Consider the following 19,253-nt stretch of genomic DNA (forward strand, 5'->3'; position numbering starts at 1 on the left):
ATCAGACAATGGCAAGAACAACATATCAGGATTTATTGGATGCAGGTGTACATTTTGGTCACCTTACCCGCAAATGGGATCCGAAAATGGCACCGTACATTTTCATGGAGCGTAATGGCATCCACATTATAGATTTAAATAAAACTTTAACAAAATTAGAAGAAGCTGCTGCTGCGATCAAACAGATCGTAAAATCAGGACGTAAGATCTTATTTGTTTCTACAAAGAAACAAGCTAAAGACATCGTTGCTGAGCAGGCACGTTCTGTAAACATGCCTTACGTAACCGAGCGTTGGTTAGGTGGTATGTTAACTAACTTTGCTACAGTTCGTAAATCAATCAAAAAGATGTCTAACATCGACAAGATGACCAAAGACGGAACTTTTGATGTATTATCGAAGAAAGAAAAGTTAATGATTCAGCGTGAGCGTATCAAATTAGAGGCGCTTCTTGGAGGTATCGCTGATCTGAACCGCCTGCCTGCTGCATTGTTTATTATTGACGTTAAGAAAGAGCATATCTCTGTTGCTGAAGCGATGAAATTAAACATCCCAACATTTGCAATGGTTGATACTAACTCTGACCCTTCAAACATCGACTTCCCTATCCCGGCAAATGATGATGCAACCAAATCAATTACATTGATTACTGACGTTATCATGAAAGCAATCCACGAAGGATTGGATGAGCGTAAGCGTGAGAAAGAAGAAGAAGCAGACAAAGAAGCTTCAGCTGCAAAAGCTAAGGTTGATACAGAAGGTGAAGCTAAAGATGAAGCAGCAACTCCCGGCAAACGTACCCGCAAGGCTACAAGCCCTGAAGGTGTAGCGGTTGAAGCTGAGCCTGAAGCCAAAAGCGAAGAGTAAGGGGAGCCCCCTCCCAACCCTCCCCCGTAATGGGGAGGGCTAATTAAATTTCATACATTAATAATTTAAATAATGTCTACAGTACAAATTACTGCCGCAGATGTAAATAAATTACGCCAGCAAACCGGAGCCGGTATGATGGATTGCAAAAAAGCATTAACTGAAGCTAACGGAGATTTCGAAGCTGCAATTGATTACCTTCGTAAAAAAGGTGCAAAAGTCGCTGCAAGCCGTCAGGATCGTGAATCAAATGAAGGAGTAGTTATTGCAAAAACAACAGCCGACGGAAAACGCGGTGTGATTGTTGAATTCAATTGTGAAACCGATTTCGTAGCTAAAAACGCTGATTTCGTCGCCTTTGCAAATAGTATTGCTGATTTGGCAATCGCGAAAAACCCTTCTTCACTAGAAGAATTAGTTGAGCTTGAACTTAATGGTGAAAAATTAGCTGATACTATCATTTCACAAATCGGAAAGATTGGTGAGAAAGTAGGTGTTTCTAAATTTGAATCAGTAACTGGTGAAAAAGTGATCGCTTATATCCATGGAAATTATCGTCTTGGAGTATTAGTTGCATTAAACGCTAATCCTGCAAGTGCTGATGAAGTGGGTAAAGATGTGGCTATGCAAATTGCTGCAATGAACCCGGTTGCGATAGATAAAGGTGATGTTGATTCAAAAACTATCGAAAGAGAACTTGAAATTGCTAAAGATGTGATCCGTGCAGAAGGTAAGCCTGAAGAAATGGTTGAAAAGATTGCTGCAGGTAAGCTTAATAAATTCTATAAAGACTCTACCTTACTAAATCAGGAGTTTGTTAAAGACTCTTCTAAAACTGTCGCACAGTTTTTAAATGATGTAGAAAAAGGCCTCACCGTTACCGCATTTAAGCGGGTTCAGTTAGGAGCTTAATTCTTAATCCTCTCCAAATTGGAGGGGATTTTTTTTTGCCTTTATTTTTTTACGCTATGGATCAAGCACTTATTAATGCCAGCATTTTTACCGGAGAAGAAAGACTGGAAAATAAAGCCCTTTTAATAAGTAATGGACAAATCCATTCGATCGCTGATCCTGAACAGATTCCTGCGGGTTTCAAAATAACGGACCTTAAGGGTTTGACTATTGCTCCCGGACTTATTGATCTTCAAATTTATGGCAGCGGTGGTAAATTATTTGGTGCTTTACCAGATGAGGAAGGTCTGGAACAAATGGAAAATGATCTTCTCGTCCAGGGTACAACCGGATTTTTCGCCACAGCAGCAACCAATAGTGATGAGGTAGTCAATAAAGCAATTGATGCAGCTAAAGCTTATCGCAAAAGAGCAACAGGTAACTTTTTGGGCCTTCATCTTGAAGGACCTTATCTGAACGTAAAACGTAAAGGTGCCCATCCTGAAAAATATATCAAAAAAGGAACTCTTGCAGAGATAAAAAGCTGGGTGGAACGAGCAGAGGGTGAATTAAAAATGATGACGATCGCCCCCGAGCTTCAGGATCAGGAATTGATAGATTTCCTCCATTCAAACAATATCATTATTTCATCTGGACATAGCGATGCGACATATGAGGAAGCTTTATCCTTTTTAAACAATCCGGTACAGGCTGCTACCCATCTTTACAATGCCATGCCGCCAATTCATCATCGGGCAGCCGGACTTGTACCTGCAATTTTTAAACTAAAACCTTATACCAGTATAGTGGCTGATGGTGTTCATGTGAGTTTCCCAATGATCGAACTGGCTAAACGCGAACTGGGTGATCGATTATTTCTGATCACTGACGCAGTTACCGAAACCAATGAAGGTGTTTATCAGCACGTATTTAAAGGCGACAGGTATACCATGCCCGACGGAACTCTTTCAGGTTCTTGCCTAAGCATGCTCAAAGCAGTTGAAAACTGTGTACTAAAGGTTGGTATTCCCCTGGATGAAGCTCTAAGGATGGCCTCAACGTATCCTGCCCGCTTAATGGGAGACCAAAATAGGGGTCTGATAAAAGGGGGATATAGAGCCGATATTATAGTGATAAACGAAGAACTGCAACATCATAGCACCTACTTTTCAGGTAAGCTCAACTAAAATATTTTAATAACTTTAAAAAAATTATCTCCATGAAGTACAAACGTATCCTGTTAAAATTAAGCGGTGAAGCATTGATGGGTGAGAAACAATACGGTATAGACATTGACCGTGTTGCTCAATATGCAAAAGACATTCACGCCGTACATGCTAAAGGGGTAGAGATTGCACTCGTAATTGGAGGCGGTAATATTTATCGTGGTCTGAGTGCTGAAAAAGCAGGTATGGATCGTGTGCAGGCAGATTACATGGGTATGCTCGCTACAGTGATTAACAGCATGGCTTTGCAGGATGCACTTGAAAAAACCGGTGTAAAAACACGTTTGCTTACTGCTATTAAAATGGAGCAGATCTGTGAACCCTTTATTCGCCGCCGTGCAGTCCGCCACCTCGAAAAAGGCAGGATCGTGATCTTTGGTGCGGGAACAGGTAATCCATATTTTACAACTGATACCGCAGCTTCTCTGAGAGCGGTTGAGATCAATGCAGATGTTGTAATGAAGGGCACACGCGTAGATGGAATTTATACTGCTGACCCATTGAAGGAACCAGATGCCACTAGATACGATGAAATAACATTTGATGAGGTTTACAAAAAGAATCTGAATGTTATGGATATGACCGCGTTCACCCTTTGTCAGGAAAATAACCTGCCAATCATTGTTTTTGATATGAATAAACCAGGTAATTTAATGCGTCTGGTAAATGGTGAACCTATTGGTACATTAGTGAAAGGCTAAGAAATCAAAGATTGGGTAGAGCTTAAATACCTGAGAATAACCGGAATTTAATTAATTTTACAGATCGAACAGATATATTATGAACGAGCTAATTAAGAAACAACTAGATGATGCGAAAGCTCATATGGAAAAAGCCATTGAGTTTTGTGATAATGAATTGGTAAAAATTCGTGCTGGTAAAGCAATGCCTTCCATGCTCGACGGGATATTTGTGGACTATTATGGAACTCCAACTGCTTTGAACCAGATCGGTACTGTCAATACTCCTGATGCACGTACATTAGTTGTTCAACCATGGGAAAAAACGATGCTGATTCCTATAGAAAGAGCAATTATGGAGGCAAATATCGGCCTAAACCCTCAAAATGACGGGGTTGTAATCCGCTTAAACGTTCCGCCGTTAACTGAAGAGCGCCGTAGAGACCTTGTGAAAAAAGTGAAAGAAGAGGCTGAAAAGGGTCGCATTGCAGTCAGAAATATCCGCAAAGATGCGAATGAAAAAATTAAACGCTCAAAATCTGAGGGGGTATCAGATGACGAAATTAAAACAGGTGAAGGTGATGTTCAAAAATTAACAGACTCGTGTATCGTAAGAATTGACCGCCTGATGGAGGCCAAGGAAAAAGATATCATGACTGTCTAATCTTAATATGATTGTAAAAAGAAGGGGAATATGGCAAAAGCAGTATTCCCTTTTTTAATTTTGATACCATATGAAACTATTAGCAGATTATTTAAAAAATTACAAGGGACTTATTGCCCTGGCTCTGCTTCTGGCAGCAATTAATCAAATTTTTTCTCTGCTTGATCCCTGGATCTTCCGAAAGATCATTGATACCTATGTAACCCGATATCATGAATATACCACTGAAGAATTCTTTCAGGGTGCAGGTTTACTCATCCTTGCGGCAATGGGTGTGGCAATGGTTTCCCGAATTGCAAAAAACTTTCAGGACTATTATGTGAATGTGATCACCCAGCGTCTGGGAGCAAAGATTTATTCAGATGGATTGGCTCATTCCCTGGAATTACCTTACTCCGTATTCGAAGACCAGCGAAGTGGAGAAACATTGGGAATCCTTCAAAAAGTAAGAACTGATACCGAAAAGCTAATCACTGCCCTCATTAATATTGTGTTTACTTCATTGGTAGGGGTAACTTTTGTCTTTGTTTATGCCATCAATATCCATTGGTCTATTGCTGTGGTTTACGTTTCTGTAATCCCGATTCTTGGCGTGATCAGTTCTGTATTGAGTAAAAAAATTAAAATTGTACAAAAAACTATTGTCAGTGAAACCACAGCACTAGCAGGATCTACCACCGAATCACTTCGTAATATTGAGCTTGTAAAAAGCCTTGGACTATCCAGTCAGGAGATTAAGCGCCTGAGTAATACCACTGATAAAATATTAAAACTTGAACTGAAGAAAGTAAAATATGTCCGCAGCCTTAGTTTTATCCAGGGTACCCTCGTAAACTTATTGAGAAACATGATTCTCCTGCTGATGCTTTACCTCATATTCGCAGGCAGAATCAGTGTAGGCGAGTTTTTCTCACTTTTCATCTATTCCTTCTTCATTTTTGGGCCATTACAGGAACTCGGAAACATTATCAATATTTACCGGGAAACCGAGGTATCTCTGGATAATTTTAGAGGGATATTAAGTACTCCAAAAGAGAAAAAACCATTAAAACCGGCAGTTTTGGGCCGCATCACCAGTCTTAAATTCAATTCAGTGAGCTTTAAACATCAATCGGCAAACCGTTATGCACTTGAAAATATCTCCTTTGGGACTGTAAAAGGACAAACGATTGCTTTTGTTGGGCCTTCGGGATCTGGAAAGACTACTTTAGTAAAACTTCTGGTTGGTTTATACCATCCGGAGGCCGGGCAGGTACTTTATAATGATATTCCAGGAACCGATATTGATCTGGATGAACTGCGTGAAAAAATAGGTTTTGTTACCCAGGATACACAATTATTCTCAGGTACAATCCGGGAAAACCTGCTCTTCGTTCGTCCGGATGCCAGTGATGAAGATTGCCTGCGTGTATTGCAAAAAGCTGCCTGTCAGAATTTACTTGCGCGTGCAGACAAAGGTTTGGATACGGTGATCGGTGAAGGTGGCGTAAAAGTATCAGGAGGCGAAAAACAGCGTCTCTCTATTGCCAGGGCTCTATTACGCGAACCAAATATCCTGGTATTTGATGAGGCTACTTCTTCACTCGATTCAATTACCGAAGAGGAAATTACCGAAACTATTCGTGATGTCTCTGTTATTCAGGATCATATTACAATACTAATTGCGCATAGGCTTTCAACCATTATGCACGCTGACAAAATCTTCGTACTTGAGAAGGGACATATCATTGAATCAGGTAAACACGATGAACTGATTGCAGAAAAAGGTCTATATTACGCCATGTGGCGCCAACAGATCGGCGAGAAATACAGTACAGAAGTTTAAATAATTTTGTATATTCAGCAATGAACCATGAACCTTTTTAAGGTCATGTTTGAATATCTTAACATCCTATGATCGGAGTATTCACATCAGGCTTTGGTATTTGGGAATGGATTATGGTAATATTTGCCATTGTATCCCTTCTTCTCATTATTCCATTTGCAATTTTCGATACTCTGAAGTCAAAAAACTTAAGTACGAGTCAAAAATTTCTCTGGATCATTTTTATACTGATAGCACCATACCTTGGAGCAGTAGTTTATCTTTTCTGGGGGCGAAAACAAAAAGCATTATGATCACACTAACAAGTCTACTTTTTATCGGAAATATCTTCCGCTTTCTGTTTGGGATTCTCTGGGCAATTTTGATCGTCTATACTTTGCTTGACCTGTTCAGAAGCAATAAGCCTACAAATACAAAATTACTCTGGCTAATTGTAATTCTAATTGCACCAATACTTGGTTCTATAATCTATTTTGTTGCTGGAAGAACAAACAGAATCTAATCTCAGTTAATTTGCTTCAATCCCAAAGGGACAAGCTTCCTGGTTTTCAGATAAGTAAAAAACACAATCAATAGTGTCATCGTACCTCCAAAAAGCACTGAAGGTATTGTCCCCATAAGTTTTGCGGTCGCTCCCGACTCAAAGGCACCAATCTCATTCGATGAGTTAATAAACATGCCGTTAACTGCCGAAACTCTTCCACGCATTTCCTGAGGGGTTAGCAACTGTAATATGGTTGACCGGATTATTACACTGACACTATCAAATGCACCCTCGAAGAAAAGACAGATTAAAGACAAATAAAAATTACGTGAAAGTCCAAAGCAAATAATAGACAGACCGAAACCTGCAACAGCCAAAAGCAGGTTTCTCCAGGGCTTGTTCATCGGAGGATATCTGGCCATGATAAACATCGTGATCACTGCACCTGCAGCCGGTGCAGCACGTAGAAAACCAAGGCCCTCCGAACCAACCTTCAGAATGTCATGAGCAAAAATAGGCATCAAGGCAACCGCACCCCCAAAAAATACAGAGAACATATCCAGACTTAATGCACCCAGAATCATTTTATTATTAAAGACAAATTTGATGCCCTCCGAAAGACTTTTAAATATATTTTCCCTTGGAACAAACTGAGGGGGATAATTTTTGACAAAAAAGACAATGCATCCCAGTGCCATGGCCATAAAACTGACGATCACTACAAAACAAGCGGTAATACCGCTGAATGCATATAACAATCCACCAACAGCCGGCCCCATGATCGATGCAATCTGCCAAATTCCACTGTTCCAGGTTGATGAGTTTGCATAATGATCTCTGGGGATGATCTGAGCCACTAAGGTAAAAGCAGTAGGTGAATAAAAACCTCTGGCGATTCCCACAAAAAATATCATCAGATACATGATCAAAATGACTGATTTTTGTCCCAGATACTCAAGTCCCTCAGGGCTGGATACAAGCATCAATACAAGGCTTGATAGCAGCATCGCAAGGATGATCCAGATCATTAGTTTCTTTTTATCCGATTTATCAGCAATATATCCACCGTAAAGGGTCACTGTTATTGAAGGAATAGCTTCTGCGAGACCTATAAGCCCCAGAGAGAGCGGATCTTTGGTTAGCTGATAAATATGCCATCCAACTACAACAGCCTGTACCTGATAGGCAAAAGTGAATAAAAACCGCATGGCCAGATAGGAGCGGAACTCCGGAAAACGCATTGCGATATAGGGATCATTGACAGCCTCTGAAGACTTGCTAGCAGTCATTATTATTAAATCCTTTCATTTATTGTAAAATAATTTCTTTAAGATATTTTATCCCAGCTGATTCCACCCGTTTTCTGTTCAAAATATTGCTTTAAGAGCAAGTTTGAATCAGACTTTAATTCCGGATCGTCCTCAAGTATCTGTATAACCGTTTGCCTGGCATCAGCTAAAAGTTTCTGATCCATTGAAAGATCAGCCAATTTCACATCAAGCGGCCCGCTCTGCTGAGTTCCTTCAATATTTCCGGGCCCTCTGAGCTGAAGATCAATTTCTGCAATCTCAAATCCATCATTGGTTCTAACCATCGTATCCAACCGGGTTCTGGCATCGCTGCTTAACTTGCTTCCAGACATCAATATACAAAAAGATTGCTCCGCCCCTCTGCCAACCCTCCCTCGCAACTGATGTAATTGAGATAATCCAAAGCGTTCAGCATTTTCAATAATCATCACACTGGCATTCGGAACATTGACTCCAACCTCAATCACAGTTGTAGCTACCATAATTTGTGTTTCTCCTTTAACAAAACGCTGCATTTCGGATGACTTTTCCTTTGCTGCCAGTTTACCGTGAACTATACTATGCTGATATTCAGGCATTGGAAACTCATCAATAATCGCTTCTATACCGGCTTCAAGATATAATAAATCAAGCTTTTCGCTTTCCTTGATCAAAGGATAAACAATATAGATCTGCCTGCCTTTTGCAATTTCCTCGTGCATAAAACCAAACATCCTTAAACGCTGGTTGTGGTATAAATGAACAGTTTTTATCGGTTTTCTTCCTGCAGGAAGCTCATTTATGACTGAAATATCCAGATCACCATACAGAGTCATTGCCAAAGTTCTTGGAATGGGTGTGGCAGTCATAACGAGTACATGCGGAGGGATCACATTTTTACGCCATAATTTAGCACGCTGTTCAACCCCAAAACGATGCTGCTCATCGATCACAACAAGCCCAAGGTTCTTAAACTTAACAGCGTCTTCTATCAGCGCATGTGTACCAACAAGAATATCAAGCTCTCCACTCTCCAGACGTTGATGAAGACTTGTTCTGGCTTTTTTCACAGTAGAACCAGTCAATATCTCTACACTGACAAAGTCATCGCCTAACAGACTCCTAATAGACAAATAATGTTGCTGAGCCAAAATCTCAGTTGGGGCCATTATACAGGCCTGATAACCATTATCTATGGCCAGTAGCATAATCATCAGGGCAACCACTGTCTTTCCACTGCCAACATCACCCTGAAGCAAACGGTTCATTTGCACTCCACGCTGGGTATCCTGCCTGATCTCTTTAATTACACGTTTTTGTGCATCAGTGAGCTCAAAAGGTAATTTCTCTGAATAAAAAGTATTGAAATTATCTCCCACATTACTGAAGATAGCTCCTTTAAACTTTTGAGTCCGAACCAGTTTGGTCCTCAATAGTTTCAACTGAATGAAAAACAATTCGTCAAATTTTATACGGGTCTCTGCTGTCTTGAGAATTTCGGTGTTTTCAGGAAAATGAATATTATAAAGTGCTTTCTGCAGGCCAATCAGTTTATGTCTATCCAATATATAATCAGGCAGGCTTTCTTTAATCTGCCTGATTACCTGGTCAATAAGAGCAGCCTGAGCCCTTTGAATGCCTTTACTGTCAAGGTTGAACTGCTTTAACTTCTCAGTAGAGCTGTAAACTGGTTGTAGAGTAAGATTACCTCTGTTCTCTGCATTAGGTTGATAAGGCTCAAGTTCAGGATGAGAGATCGAAAAGTGTCCGTTAAAAATTACAGGCTTCCCAAAAACAATAAAAACTGAACCCGGCTGGATGATCTTATCAATCCAGCGGATACTCTGAAACCAAACAAGTTCAATACTTCCGGTATCATCCTTGAATCTCGCGACAAGCCTTTTGGTATGCTTATCACCCAATATCTCTTTTGAAATAATCCGTCCAAGTATTTGAACAGATGGTAAATCGGGATTTAATTCGCGAATCTTATAAAAACGGGTTCTGTCAATATAACGGAAGGGATAATAGTGGAGAAGATCGTCATAAGTAAATATCCCAAGATCTTTCTTAAGTATCTCAGCACGCTGAGAACCTATACCTTTTAAATACTCTACAGGAGTTTTTAAGATTTGTTCTGCCAATCCATTCAGGGAGTAATTTCCGGTAATTCACTGACCGGAACTTTAAAAAATATTTCTTTGATCGTATTCCAGTTAAAAACAATAACAGCGGCTAATAGCAGGGAATATGCGTATAACTGATGCAGACTAATTCCCTCGTGAAAGTAGAAAAATGCGACTGCAAAAGCAACAATCGGATTGAGATAAATAATGATACCCAATGTGGATGAAGGCATGCCGATCAGGGCATACAGGCTTAAAAATAGAGGTATTATGGTAAAAAAAATTGCAATTATGACAATATCAATCCAGAAGTAGGTATCAAGAGGAAAGCTCCGGAAGCTATAAATATAAAATGGAAACATTAAGATAGCTGCTATCAGGAGTTGTAAACCAAGCATATTGAACTTATCCATCCTGCTCATTATTTTCTGTGCAATCAGAAAAAAACTGTAAAGAGCAGCAACAAATACAGACCACAAAACATCCCTCAGGGATCCCTGTGCAAGGATCAAAATACTAGCTGAAGCAATTCCAAGTGCAACGAGCTTCAGTATGGTGAGCTTTTCCTTTAGAATCAGGAAACCAGCAAATGCGGTAATCAGAGGGCATACCATATAGGCAAAGGCCGCAGACTTTAAATTAACATTATTTACAGCATATATATAGGTGAACCAGTTCCCGCTTATTAATACCCCCGAAAGCAGGCATAGAATGATAATTCTCCTGCGTCCCTGATTGTCCAGAGAATAAAAATAATCCAGGTCAGATTTTACATTTTTAATGCGAAATAATACAATGAAAGCCCAGGTAAATATTAGTGAAGTGAATATCCTGTAATATAATATCTCATCTGAGGGGTAATGCTGGATTTTACGAAGTGGAATAGAGAAAAAGCCCCAGGTTACCACAGATATAATTGCGGCTAAAAAATATTTCAGTCGGCCCGTTTTCAATATCAGGACTTAACGGCAATCAGGGAGATTTCTACATTCACATTTTTGGGTAAGCCAAGAACGGCAACGGTTTCTCTTGCAGGAAAATCTGAGCGAAAGTATGAACCATAAATCTCATTAACTTCGCCAAAATGATTCATGTCGCTTAAAAAAATAGTGGCTTTTACCACATCCTCGAATAAAAATCCGGCGGATAAAAGTAATGCATCCAAATTCTTCATCACCTGTCGGGCTTCATCCCCAATACTTCCATTGATAAGCTGGTTTGTTGCCGGATCTATTGGAATCTGGCCGGATATGAACAACATATTTCCTGCCTGCACTGCCTGACTATATGGTCCGATAGGTGCAGGTGCCTTTTCAGTATAAATTATTGATTTCATCATTTTTATTTAATTCGGTACAGAATCATTGCGGCCTAAAGGAAAGCTGCTGCTAAATCAGAATACATACCATTCAAGGAGTTTATAAATAATACCTCCCAGAAATAACACTACAGCAAGGGTGTTAATTATATGCATTACCTTCAGATTGAAACTTGAGGGTCTGTTAGGATCGTGTTTTCTAAAAAAATACATAGAACAAAAATATTAAATAAAAAAAGAATCCCGTCCCGAAATAATCGGGACGGGATTCTTTTTTTACAATATGCTTATATACAGTATTGTTTATTGTTGTTTGATCTCAACACGACGATTTTCGGAACGTCCTGCTTCAGTTGCATTAGATGCAACCGGACGGCTTTCGCCATAAGCAGTTGTTGCAATTCTGTTTGAAGCAATACCAGCGTTAACCAGGTAAGTTTTAACAGAATTAGCTCTGTCTCTTGATAAAGTCATGTTATATTCTTCAGTACCTTCCGCAGAAGCGTGACCGTCTAACTGAACTACTGCAGAAGAATTTGCTTTCAGTGAAGAAGCTAATCCATCAAGAACTGAATAAGCTGAAGTTCTCAAAACTGAAGAGTTAAACTCAAACTGGATTGGAACAACAGGACCTCTATCTGAAATCTCAGGACATCCGTTCAATCTTGCGATACCTTTAACAGTAGGACAAGCATCTTTTGAATCAGGAATACCATCAGCATCAACATCTAAAGGACATCCAGAACCATCAACTTTAATCCCAGCTTCTGTGTTAGGACATTTGTCTAATTTATCAGCAACACCATCACCGTCAGAATCTTTTAAAAGATCAGCAGCTTCAAGTGCACTTACACGGCCTTTTAATGCTTCAACTTCCTGACGTAATGTAGGATCTTTTAATTCATCATACATTAAGGCAAGTGGATTAACCCAGTCTAAGTTCGGCTTAGCAGTTGATCCTAAAGAGAATTCAACACCAGCAGAGGTATAAGACCATTTATCCTTTGTGAAACCTTTTCCTTTTGTACCATCAAGATTATCAGCATCAAGGAAGTTCATGGTGTAACCAAGATCGAAATTAACACGCTCAGAAACTTTGAATTTGATACCAGCACCAACCGGAACATACATGTTACGGATGTTGTTGCGATCTCTGTTAGGACCATAGGTTCCTTTAGGAGGAGTTGAGTTAGGGTTAATTTCTTTCCAGTGATAAGCAGCATAACCGAAACCAGCTTTTAAATTGAAGTTGACTGCGTTTTCTCTTTTAAGGAAATCAATTGTACCTACGTTAGCAATACCTGTAAGGTCTAATGCATGGCTGATTTTGGTAACTCCGTCAGTACGTGGGCCTGATCCAAGGTTAACTGTAGCGCCATCATTATCATAGCTAAGCTCTCCGCCGTGGTAAGCAAATTGAATTCCGAAGATATGATCTACTGCCTTTCTTAAAGTAAGTCCATATCCTAAAGATGGGCTCCACTTAGAAAAGTCATTAGTTCCGCCAATAGCAACAACAGGTGCTAGTACTCCGGCATTGACACCTAAACTCCAGGTTCTATACTGGCCTCTCCCACCAAATACCTTGGCAGAGGAGCTAGTAGCATCTTGTGCGAAAGAAACCTCACTGAGGCCCAACGCTGCTACTAATGAAAACACAAGGGCTTTCTTTAATGTAGAATAATTCATAATCGTTTTTTTAAAGGTTAACAAATTTCATTAGTGTAATTTACACAAAAATAGTCATAAGTTTGACTTGTGCAAATAATCAAATACTGTTCCAATCATTTTCTTTGACAAAAATTACATCCTAAATCGTTTTATTGCACACAAAAAAATATACTTTTAACATGAAATATCCTCACGTTGACAGGCAACTCTTCCAAAAAAATCGTCAAAATTTTACAAAAAGACTCTCTGCGAACTCTATAGCCATATTTCAATCTAATGATGAATTTCCACGAAGTGGCGATCAAACTCATTCATTCAAGCAAAATGCAGATCTGTTTTACCTAAGCGGAATAGACCAGGAAGAAACAATTTTATTTTTATTTCCCGACTGTCCTAATCCACTATACAGAGAAGTCCTGTTTTTAAGACAGACAAATGAATACATTGCTGTCTGGGAAGGTCATAAATTGACGATTCAGGAAGCAAAAAATGTTTCAGGCATCAATTCTATATACTGGCTTGATGAATTTTGGAATATTTTACCAGCCATAATAGCTTATGCGGAAAGCATTTATCTCAACACCAATGAGAATGATCGCTATGCCCATAAGGTTCCCTATCTTGATATCCGGTTTATCGAAAAAATAAAGAATCTTTATCCACTACATAATTATAAGCGGGCTGCCTTGATAATGCGCGAGCTCCGCCCAGTAAAGTCCGAAATCGAGATTGAACTGACAAAAAAAGCCTGTGAAATTACCCGGGATGCCTTTGTCAGAATCCTGAAATTTATAAAACCAGGAGTAGCTGAATACGAAATTGAAGCTGAAATTATCCATGAATTTATTCGGCAGAGAGCAAGTGGTCATGCATACAACCCAATCATAGCTTCGGGTAAAAATGCAAATATTCTTCACTATAATGATAACAACCAGATCTGCAAAGATGGTGATGTGATTCTGTTTGACTTTGGGGCAGAATATGCTAATTACAATGCTGACATGAGCCGCTCAGTGCCTGTCAATGGGCGCTTCAGTAAACGCCAGAAAGATGTTTATAATGCAGTATTACGGATTATGAAAGAAGCAAGAAAAATGCTTCTTCCGGGAACGATATGGAATGACTATCATGCTGAGGTTGGTAAAATAGTTGAATTTGAACTGATTGGGCTTGGTTTACTCAACAAACAGGATATAGCTAAACAAGATCCTAAAGCTCCACTTTATAAAAAGTATTTTATGCATGGTACTTCACACCACCTTGGTTTGGATGTACATGATTTTGCCAGCAGGTATAAGCCTTTTGAAGCCGGGAATCTTCTGACATGTGAACCCGGAATTTATATTCCAAAAGAAGGTTTGGGAATACGGATTGAAAATAATATTCTGATAACAACAAATGGCAATATCGACCTAATGGATGATATTCCGGTTGAAGTTGAAGAAATAGAAGAAATTATGAATTCTTAGGTTCTTTCTAAAGGCTATCTATAAACTTATAAAGATTGAAATCAGGATTGGCTGATGCTTTAATAATATCTTGTTGAAGCTGATTTTTATCCAAATTCTTCATTTTCTGATGCTGAAGCAGCTTCCAGGCCTTTTCCGCGAGTAAAAACATACGCCTTGTGTTTTCTTTAACCGACTGATTTTCAATAGCTTTCATCAGTTCTTCAATTCCAATAGATTTATCAGCAACGGTATTAATAACAGGGATTGGTTCAGGCTTTTGATGGACAAGTTTTTTGAGATTATTGGCAAAAGTATCAGCACCCTCCCTGTCAGATTTATTCACAACGAATATATCTGCAATTTCCATTAATCCTGATTTCATATTTTGGATCTCATCACCCGACTCCGGAACCAGAACCACCACACTGATATCTGCAAGTCCGGCAATTTCAACTTCCGACTGACCAACTCCGACTGTTTCAACCAGAATATAATCAAACCCTGCAGCTTTAAGCACATCACACATTTCGATTGTTTTGCCCGATAAGCCCCCTAATGAGCCCCTGGTTGCCAGCGAACGGATATAAACATTCGACTTATTGAATTGTTCTGCCATTCTGACACGATCTCCGAGAAGTGAGCCCTGATTAAATGGTGAAGTTGGATCAATTGCAAGAACAGCAATACGTTTTCCCTTTGCACTTAATTGGTTTATCATTGCATTAACCAGGGTACTTTTACCTGCACCCGGAGGGCCGGTGATCCCAATAACAGGAGTATTATTTGATTTGAGATCCCTTAACAAGTCATCAGCACCAGGTAAATCATTTTCTACAATGGTTAATTCTCTGGCTAATTTTCTAAAGTCCTGGAGCAGTATGGAATTATTATGCTTGTCTCGATGCATGATACAAAGTAAGCTGTTTTTAATTTCATTTTACAATTAGGGCACATTAAGCAAAAGAGGCTAATTTATTTAACTTTGCGCAATATTCTTCCAATATGAAAGTTACAGGTTTTTCATTCATACGTAATGCTGTTAATAATGACTACCCTGTGGTACAGGCAATTCTTTCTATTTTGCCTGTTTGCGATGAATTTGTAATTGCAGTTGGCGATTGTACCGACAATACACTGGAACTTATTGAAGGTATCGGTTCTCCAAAAATTAAAATTATTCATACCGTATGGGATGAAAGCATCCGCGAGGGTGGGAGAACATTTGCACAGGAAACTGATAAAGCTTATGCTGCGATTTCAAAAGATACCGATTGGGCATTTTATATCCAGGGGGATGAGTGTGTGCATGAAAACTATCTTCCGGTGATAAAAGAGGCTATGGAAGAGAATCTGAACAAGAAAAATGTTGAGGGCCTTTTATTTAAATACCTGCATTTTTATGGCTCTTATGATTTCATAGCTTCCTCCAGACGATGGTATAGAAATGAGGTTAGGGTTTTAAAATTTGATCCCGGAGTTCATTCTTACCGGGATGCGCAAGGCTTTAGAAAAAATGGCAGAAAAATAAACGTAAAACCAATAGAGGCTTATATTTATCATTACGGCTGGGTTCAGCCGCCCGCGGGTCTTGGAAATAAAGTTCGCAATTTTAATAAATTTTACCATGAGGATTCCTGGATCCAGGAACATCTTCCTGAAAATATTGAATTTGATTATGGCAATGCCGATCGTCTGATCAGATTCGAAGGTACACACCCCCAGGTTATGCAGAAACGGATTGAAGTCAGTAACTGGAAGTTTCAGGTTGATCCAACGCTAATGAAAAAGAAAATGAGCCTGAGGCGTAGTATTTTACAAAAAATTGAAGATCTGTCGCAATGGAGAATCGGAGAATATAAAAACTACAAAACTGTTTAATGACCGGTAAGTTAAATTCCCGAAAAAGTATATCTGTAGTTATACCAAATTATAACGGCAGACACCTCTTGGAAAGAAATCTTCCTTCTGTCTACGAAGCCTTAAACAATGCCAAAACAGATTTTGAAATCATCATTACAGATGATTGTTCAACAGATAGTTCTGTAGCATTTATCAGGCAAAACTATCCCCTTGTACGTTTGATAATTAACGACAAAAACCAGGGATTTTCAGTAAGCTGTAATAAAGGAATTACATTAGCTGAGAAAGATCTGGTTTTACTACTTAATACGGATATTGAGTTGAATAAGGACTATTTCGAAAGTCAGTTTAAATATTTTGAACTTCCGGACACTTTTGGTGTAATGAGTAAAATCATTGGAGCCAAAAACGGTGAAACGCAGGACACCGCAAGATTTTTAAAATACTCCGGATTTAAAATTAAAGCCAATAATTTTTATCACCTGGAAAATGAGGATTTTCTTACTCCCACAGCCTATTTATCAGGTGCAAATGCCTTAATCGACACAAAAAAATTAAAGGATATCGGCGGATTTGATGAAATCTTCTCACCATTTTATTGTGAAGACTTTGAACTGGGACTACGGGCATGGCGCTTGGGCTGGAAATGTTACTATGACCCGAAATCTTATTGCATTCACGATCATTCATCCACAACCAAAAATTATCGTACCCGAAATTGGGTTAAGGCCATTTTCTTTCGAAACAGGCTTTTCGTACATGTCATACATTTAAGCAAAATCCGATTAGTTTTTTGGCTCCTCCAGATCACTTTTATTGATATGCTCTTTATGTGGATTGGTTTAAAATTCTACTATTATAAAAGTTTTGGAATGTTTTTGAACAATCTTAATCCCGCAATACATTCCCGCAAAAAAATGAAGGAATTAATGGCCCGACATAATAGTAGGATAAGCATTGATGATGTCATTAATAAAATGAATAAGATGCTTGAGGGGCAAACAATCATTTTCGGGAGAAATTAGACATCTTTCAAAATGATTAACTTTGTTTTAGAAATCTTTTTATGAAGACCTTTTTTCGACTTTTTGCTTTTGCTGCCCCTGTACAGAAATTTGCGGTTCCATTCTTTTTCACATCAGTATTAGGTGTCATTTTCGGACTTCTAAATTTCACATTACTGATCCCTGTTTTTGAACTCTTGTTTGATCAGTCAAATGATACCGGAGCAAAGGCATTAGTTGCCTCACCCTCATTCGATTTTAGCCTGAGCTATTTCAAGGACTTGTTTTATTATTATTTCCAAAGCATCATCAACACTTCGGGTAAGGTAGGAGCTTTAAAAATGGTAAGCATTACCATTGTTATTTCTGTAATACTAAGTAATCTGTTTAAATATTTATCGGCCAGGGTAATTGAGAATTTCAGGTTAATGATTGTAACCCGCATCCGGAGTAGCATTTTCAGAAAACTAACTAATATTGATATCCAATACTTTAGTAGTCAGCGTAAAGGTGACCTTATTTCGAGATTCATGACCGATGTAGTGACCATTCAGGACTCTATCATACGATCCTTACAAGTTATTCTTCGCGAGCCAATTGCAATAATTTTGAATTTTGCTGTACTTTTTACAATATCTGCCAAACTGACGTTTTTTGCACTCATCCTTATTCCCGTATCAGGCCTGCTTATTTCTGTGATTGTCAAAAGGTTGAAGAAACATGCAACTGCCGCTCAGGAATCTTTAGGAGTATTAGTATCCAGTATAGATGAGGGACTTAATGGAGTCAAAATCATTAAATCGTTCAATGCCGAGCACTATATTCAGGAGAAATTCAATGCTATAAATATGTGGACGAGTAAAATCCACAGGAGGCTAGCCAGAAGGGTTTTACTGGCAGCACCGGTTTCAGAAATGATGGGTGTGATTACGGTGGCTGCGCTCCTCTTCTATGGTGGTACCCTGATTCTTCAGGAGGGATCAGATCTTCAGGGAGCTGAATTTATTGGCTACATCATCATATTTTCACAAATCATTAATCCGGCTAAAGCCATTTCAGAAGCCTTTGGTAATATCTCCCAGGGTATATCTGCAGGGGAGCGCGTATTTCAATTACTGGATGCACCTGAAAACATTATTGATAAACAAAATCCGGTTTCAAAAACTTCATTCAACGATTGTATTGAATTAAAAAATGTCTCTTTTGCCTATGGTGAAAAAGAGGTATTAAAAAACATCAATTTTAAAATATTAAAAGGTAGTACTGTAGCTTTGGTGGGTCCTTCAGGAGGAGGGAAAACAACCCTTATGGATCTCTTACCGAGATTTATGGATCCATTACATGGTGAAATCTGTCTGGATGGACTTAATATAAAGGATATCAGCATGCGTGATGTCAGGGCACTGATGGGCATTGTAAATCAGGAATCCATCCTTTTTAATGACACCATATTCAATAATATTGCATTTGGCAGATCATTTACCGTGGAGGAAGTAACCGAAGCGGCCAAAATTGCAAATGCTCATGAGTTCATAATCCATACCTCAGATGGGTACCAAACCAATATTGGTGACAGGGGGATGAAACTTTCGGGAGGACAAAAACAACGGATCTGCATAGCAAGAGCTGTACTTGCCAATCCACCCATCCTTCTTTTGGATGAAGCTACATCTGCTCTGGATACTGAATCAGAAAAAGTGGTTCAAAACGCGCTGAAAAATTTAATGAAAAACCGTACGTCTATTGTAATTGCCCACCGCCTGAGCACCATACAGGAAGCTGATCTAATTGTTGTTCTTGAGAATGGTAAAATTGAAGAACAGGGCACCCATAATGAACTGATCAGGGCTGATGGCCTCTATAGAAAGCTGATCGAAATGCAAACATTCAACGAATAG

Annotated in this window: 19 protein-coding genes; 12 read left to right on the top strand and 7 right to left on the bottom strand. The window is 39.1% G+C overall.

Translation table 11 applies throughout. The features are described from left to right. The first annotated feature begins 8 nt into the window (after nucleotides 1-8). From rpsB to Q8M41_RS16460, 8 genes are all read left to right on the top strand, one after another. The gene (rpsB, locus tag Q8M41_RS16425; RefSeq protein ID WP_305366381.1) at nucleotides 9-866 is read left to right on the top strand and encodes a 30S ribosomal protein S2; all 858 of its coding nucleotides are present in this window, start codon (nucleotides 9-11) and stop codon (nucleotides 864-866) included. Between the two features lie 72 nt (nucleotides 867-938). Further along, the gene (gene tsf, locus Q8M41_RS16430; protein WP_305366382.1) at nucleotides 939-1,778 is read left to right on the top strand and encodes a translation elongation factor Ts; all 840 of its coding nucleotides are present in this window, start codon (nucleotides 939-941) and stop codon (nucleotides 1,776-1,778) included. Nucleotides 1,779-1,834: 56 nt separating this feature from the next. After that, the gene (gene nagA, locus Q8M41_RS16435) at nucleotides 1,835-2,944 is read left to right on the top strand and encodes an N-acetylglucosamine-6-phosphate deacetylase (protein WP_305366383.1); all 1,110 of its coding nucleotides are present in this window, start codon (nucleotides 1,835-1,837) and stop codon (nucleotides 2,942-2,944) included. Nucleotides 2,945-2,976: 32 nt separating this feature from the next. Continuing rightward, nucleotides 2,977-3,684 carry a UMP kinase gene (gene pyrH / locus Q8M41_RS16440; protein ID WP_305366384.1) on the top strand — a complete coding sequence of 236 codons (708 nt, stop codon included), beginning with the start codon at nucleotides 2,977-2,979 and terminating at the stop codon, nucleotides 3,682-3,684. A 79-nt stretch (nucleotides 3,685-3,763) separates the two neighbouring features. Next, a complete protein-coding gene (gene frr, locus Q8M41_RS16445; protein WP_305366385.1) occupies nucleotides 3,764-4,327 on the top strand; it encodes a ribosome recycling factor in 564 nt (187 codons plus the stop codon). 70 nt (nucleotides 4,328-4,397) lie between these two features. Beyond that, on the top strand, nucleotides 4,398-6,152 hold the full coding sequence (locus Q8M41_RS16450; protein WP_305366386.1) for an ABC transporter ATP-binding protein: 1,755 nt from the start codon (nucleotides 4,398-4,400) through the stop codon (nucleotides 6,150-6,152). A 68-nt stretch (nucleotides 6,153-6,220) separates the two neighbouring features. After that, nucleotides 6,221-6,445 carry a PLDc N-terminal domain-containing protein gene (locus Q8M41_RS16455; protein WP_305366387.1) on the top strand — a complete coding sequence of 75 codons (225 nt, stop codon included), beginning with the start codon at nucleotides 6,221-6,223 and terminating at the stop codon, nucleotides 6,443-6,445. Then, entirely contained in the window at nucleotides 6,442-6,654 is a 213-nt protein-coding gene (locus tag Q8M41_RS16460; RefSeq protein ID WP_305366388.1) for a PLDc N-terminal domain-containing protein, read from the top strand. Before Q8M41_RS16455 ends, Q8M41_RS16460 begins: the two co-directional genes overlap by 4 nt. 2 nt (nucleotides 6,655-6,656) lie before the next feature. Here Q8M41_RS16460 and Q8M41_RS16465 read toward each other — a convergent pair whose 3' ends face one another. From Q8M41_RS16465 to Q8M41_RS16485, 6 genes are all read right to left on the bottom strand, one after another. Continuing rightward, a complete protein-coding gene (locus tag Q8M41_RS16465) occupies nucleotides 6,657-7,925 on the bottom strand; it encodes an MFS transporter (protein ID WP_305366389.1) in 1,269 nt (422 codons plus the stop codon). Between the two features lie 38 nt (nucleotides 7,926-7,963). Then, on the bottom strand, nucleotides 7,964-10,069 hold the full coding sequence (recG, locus tag Q8M41_RS16470) for an ATP-dependent DNA helicase RecG (protein WP_305366390.1): 2,106 nt from the start codon (nucleotides 10,067-10,069) through the stop codon (nucleotides 7,964-7,966). Nucleotides 10,070-10,074: 5 nt separating this feature from the next. Then, nucleotides 10,075-11,004, bottom strand: coding sequence for an EamA family transporter (locus tag Q8M41_RS16475; RefSeq protein ID WP_305366391.1), 930 nt, complete (start codon nucleotides 11,002-11,004; stop codon nucleotides 10,075-10,077). A gap of 2 nt (nucleotides 11,005-11,006) precedes the next feature. Further along, on the bottom strand, nucleotides 11,007-11,387 hold the full coding sequence (locus tag Q8M41_RS16480) for a RidA family protein (RefSeq protein WP_305366436.1): 381 nt from the start codon (nucleotides 11,385-11,387) through the stop codon (nucleotides 11,007-11,009). 57 nt (nucleotides 11,388-11,444) lie between these two features. Further along, complete coding sequence (locus Q8M41_RS18260; protein ID WP_370870528.1) at nucleotides 11,445-11,582, bottom strand: DUF6728 family protein; 138 nt, start codon at nucleotides 11,580-11,582, stop codon at nucleotides 11,445-11,447. Between the two features lie 90 nt (nucleotides 11,583-11,672). After that, on the bottom strand, nucleotides 11,673-13,058 hold the full coding sequence (locus Q8M41_RS16485) for an OmpA family protein (RefSeq protein WP_305366392.1): 1,386 nt from the start codon (nucleotides 13,056-13,058) through the stop codon (nucleotides 11,673-11,675). A 161-nt stretch (nucleotides 13,059-13,219) separates the two neighbouring features. Here Q8M41_RS16485 and Q8M41_RS16490 point away from each other — a divergent pair, with 161 nt between their 5' ends. Continuing rightward, nucleotides 13,220-14,509, top strand: coding sequence for an aminopeptidase P family protein (locus tag Q8M41_RS16490; RefSeq protein WP_305366393.1), 1,290 nt, complete (start codon nucleotides 13,220-13,222; stop codon nucleotides 14,507-14,509). 7 nt (nucleotides 14,510-14,516) lie between these two features. Here the strand turns inward: Q8M41_RS16490 and meaB are convergent, their stop codons facing one another. Next, a complete protein-coding gene (gene meaB / locus Q8M41_RS16495) occupies nucleotides 14,517-15,398 on the bottom strand; it encodes a methylmalonyl Co-A mutase-associated GTPase MeaB (protein WP_305366394.1) in 882 nt (293 codons plus the stop codon). Nucleotides 15,399-15,493: 95 nt separating this feature from the next. Here meaB and Q8M41_RS16500 point away from each other — a divergent pair, with 95 nt between their 5' ends. From Q8M41_RS16500 to Q8M41_RS16510, 3 genes are read left to right on the top strand one after another with little or no spacing between them, the layout of a single operon-like run. Next, a complete protein-coding gene (locus Q8M41_RS16500; RefSeq protein WP_305366395.1) occupies nucleotides 15,494-16,369 on the top strand; it encodes a glycosyltransferase family 2 protein in 876 nt (291 codons plus the stop codon). Next, nucleotides 16,369-17,376: a glycosyltransferase family 2 protein gene (locus tag Q8M41_RS16505; protein ID WP_305366396.1), complete on the top strand. Its 1,008-nt coding sequence runs from the start codon at nucleotides 16,369-16,371 to the stop codon at nucleotides 17,374-17,376. The genes Q8M41_RS16500 and Q8M41_RS16505 overlap by 1 nt, the downstream gene beginning before the upstream one ends. 41 nt (nucleotides 17,377-17,417) lie before the next feature. Then, complete coding sequence (locus tag Q8M41_RS16510; protein WP_305366397.1) at nucleotides 17,418-19,253, top strand: ABC transporter ATP-binding protein; 1,836 nt, start codon at nucleotides 17,418-17,420, stop codon at nucleotides 19,251-19,253.

Source organism: Daejeonella sp. (assembly GCF_030684675.1).
GTDB lineage: Bacteria > Bacteroidota > Bacteroidia > Sphingobacteriales > Sphingobacteriaceae > Daejeonella.

Excerpts from the sequence above, each read along its gene's own strand:
- rpsB (WP_305366381.1), top strand. The coding sequence starts at position 9 with ATGGCAAGAACAACATATCAGGATTTATTGGATGCAGGTGTACATTTT.
- tsf (WP_305366382.1), top strand. The coding sequence starts at position 939 with ATGTCTACAGTACAAATTACTGCCGCAGATGTAAATAAATTACGCCAG.
- nagA (WP_305366383.1), top strand. The coding sequence starts at position 1,835 with ATGGATCAAGCACTTATTAATGCCAGCATTTTTACCGGAGAAGAAAGA.
- pyrH (WP_305366384.1), top strand. The coding sequence starts at position 2,977 with ATGAAGTACAAACGTATCCTGTTAAAATTAAGCGGTGAAGCATTGATG.
- frr (WP_305366385.1), top strand. The coding sequence starts at position 3,764 with ATGAACGAGCTAATTAAGAAACAACTAGATGATGCGAAAGCTCATATG.
- Q8M41_RS16450 (WP_305366386.1), top strand. The coding sequence starts at position 4,398 with ATGAAACTATTAGCAGATTATTTAAAAAATTACAAGGGACTTATTGCC.
- Q8M41_RS16455 (WP_305366387.1), top strand. The coding sequence starts at position 6,221 with ATGATCGGAGTATTCACATCAGGCTTTGGTATTTGGGAATGGATTATG.
- Q8M41_RS16460 (WP_305366388.1), top strand. The coding sequence starts at position 6,442 with ATGATCACACTAACAAGTCTACTTTTTATCGGAAATATCTTCCGCTTT.
- Q8M41_RS16465 (WP_305366389.1), bottom strand. The coding sequence starts at position 7,925 with ATGACTGCTAGCAAGTCTTCAGAGGCTGTCAATGATCCCTATATCGCA.
- Q8M41_RS16480 (WP_305366436.1), bottom strand. The coding sequence starts at position 11,387 with ATGAAATCAATAATTTATACTGAAAAGGCACCTGCACCTATCGGACCA.
- Q8M41_RS18260 (WP_370870528.1), bottom strand. The coding sequence starts at position 11,582 with ATGTATTTTTTTAGAAAACACGATCCTAACAGACCCTCAAGTTTCAAT.
- Q8M41_RS16485 (WP_305366392.1), bottom strand. The coding sequence starts at position 13,058 with ATGAATTATTCTACATTAAAGAAAGCCCTTGTGTTTTCATTAGTAGCA.
- Q8M41_RS16490 (WP_305366393.1), top strand. The coding sequence starts at position 13,220 with ATGAAATATCCTCACGTTGACAGGCAACTCTTCCAAAAAAATCGTCAA.
- meaB (WP_305366394.1), bottom strand. The coding sequence starts at position 15,398 with ATGCATCGAGACAAGCATAATAATTCCATACTGCTCCAGGACTTTAGA.
- Q8M41_RS16500 (WP_305366395.1), top strand. The coding sequence starts at position 15,494 with ATGAAAGTTACAGGTTTTTCATTCATACGTAATGCTGTTAATAATGAC.
- Q8M41_RS16505 (WP_305366396.1), top strand. The coding sequence starts at position 16,369 with ATGACCGGTAAGTTAAATTCCCGAAAAAGTATATCTGTAGTTATACCA.
- Q8M41_RS16510 (WP_305366397.1), top strand. The coding sequence starts at position 17,418 with ATGAAGACCTTTTTTCGACTTTTTGCTTTTGCTGCCCCTGTACAGAAA.